Here is a 1,086-nt window from a genome sequence, read left to right as displayed (position 1 = left end):
CGCTTACCCCTCGGGTAATCGACCCCGGTCCGGTGTGCGTGCCAGGCTCGTCCGCGTACGGAGCGAGCCGAGCCGAGTCCAGCCGACCGGAGGACACCATGACCGCCTACGCCATCGCCCACCTGCGGGAAGCCGCGCCGCATCCGGAGATCGCCGAGTACATCGAGCGCATCACCGCCACCTTCGAGCCGTACGGCGGGCGCTTCCTCGTGCACGGCGCGCAGCACGAGGTGAAGGAGGGCGGCTGGCCCGGGCATGTCGTCGTGATCGGGTTCCCCGGACTCGCGGAGGCGCGGGCCTGGTGGGACTCCGCCGCGTACCGGGAGATCGCACCGCTGCGCTCGCGGCACATCGAGGGCGACATCGTCGTGGTCGAGGGAGTTCCCGACGGGTACGACCCCGCGGTCACCGCGAAGGCGATGCGGGACGCGTTCGCCTCGTGAGGGGCGTCCCCCCTGCCGACTGCCGACTGCCGTGGCCTGGCGTGTGCGGCTGTTGGATACTGGGGCCGACTGGCGTACGGGAGGGGGAGGTTCGGGTGCCGGACGGACGTGAAGTGGACCAGGCGGAGTTGTTGGGCGTCGCGAAGGACGAGGAGCGGGCCCGCAGCCTGCTCCGCGCGCTGCGCACCCTGAGCACCGGGCCCGATCCGAAACTGCGGGAGATGGCGGGCGGGGTGCTGCGCGGCGATCTCACCGCCGAACAGGCCTTCACCGACCCGGAGTACACCGCGGCACTGTTCTCCGGCGCCGACAAGATCCGCCGCGCGGGCGAGCTGCGCACGGAGGCGGAGGCCCGCGAGGCGGGAGAGCGCTTCGGAGCCTGGCAGGAGGCGCGCGACACCGAGGACGAGGGCGAGAACCAGAGCCCGGACCAGGAGCCCCGTCCGACCCCTCAACCCCCCTCGGGCCCGTGGCGACAGTCCGGCACGGGCGGTGTGGGCGGTGTGGGCGGCCCAGGCGGTTTGGGAGCCTCTCGCTCTCCGGGCCCCTTCGGCCACCGCTGAACTGGTCGTCCGCTAGCTTCTGTTCGCGACCTGCCGTCGGCCTGTGTTCAGCAACTGCTCTCGCCCCCAGTGCTCTTGGG

The 1,086-nt window shown here is 72.4% G+C and carries 2 protein-coding genes; both read left to right on the top strand.

What is annotated here, in order from left to right; genetic code table 11:
• Positions 1–98 precede the first annotated feature (98 nt).
• Complete coding sequence (locus EHS43_RS45010) at positions 99–443, top strand: DUF1330 domain-containing protein (protein ID WP_125196102.1); 345 nt, start codon at positions 99–101, stop codon at positions 441–443.
• A 95-nt stretch (positions 444–538) separates the two neighbouring features.
• Positions 539–1,006, top strand: coding sequence for a hypothetical protein (locus EHS43_RS45005; RefSeq protein ID WP_260471028.1), 468 nt, complete (start codon positions 539–541; stop codon positions 1,004–1,006).
• Positions 1,007–1,086: the final 80 nt, after the last annotated feature.

The sequence above is a fragment of the Streptomyces sp. RP5T genome, assembly GCF_003933965.1.
Lineage (GTDB): Bacteria > Actinomycetota > Actinomycetes > Streptomycetales > Streptomycetaceae > Streptomyces.
This window is presented reverse-complemented; position numbering and strand designations above follow the sequence as displayed.

Excerpts from the sequence above, each read along its gene's own strand:
- EHS43_RS45010 (WP_125196102.1), top strand. The coding sequence starts at position 99 with ATGACCGCCTACGCCATCGCCCACCTGCGGGAAGCCGCGCCGCATCCG.